This window comes from Salmonella sp. SAL4457 (genome assembly GCF_046548235.1).
In the GTDB taxonomy this organism is placed as follows: domain Bacteria; phylum Pseudomonadota; class Gammaproteobacteria; order Enterobacterales; family Enterobacteriaceae; genus Salmonella; species Salmonella enterica.
Genome location: NZ_JBGDZO010000817.1, coordinates 1 through 258, shown reverse-complemented (window position 1 = coordinate 258; position 258 = coordinate 1). Strand labels below are relative to the sequence as shown.

Sequence of the window (258 nt, the reverse complement as noted above, 5' to 3'; positions counted from 1 at the left end):
TCGCTGAAGGAAGTGACCATGGAGCTGGGCGGCAAGTCCCCGCTGATCATCTTCCCCGACGCAGACCTCGACCGCGCCGCCGACATCGCCGTCATGGCCAACTTCTTCAGCTCCGGCCAGGTCTGCACCAACGGCACCCGGGTGTTCATCCACCGTTCCCAGCAGGCTCGCTTCGAAGCCAAGGTACTGGAGCGCGTGCAGCGCATCCGTCTCGGCGACCCGCAGGACGAGAACACCAACTTCGGCCCGCTGGTCAGC

Annotated in this window: 1 protein-coding gene; it reads left to right on the top strand. The window is 65.5% G+C overall.

What is annotated here, in order from left to right; genetic code table 11:
* A partial coding sequence (locus tag ACLJNW_RS26445) for an aldehyde dehydrogenase family protein (RefSeq protein ID WP_410961544.1) occupies nt 1–258 on the top strand: 258 nt, incomplete at both ends.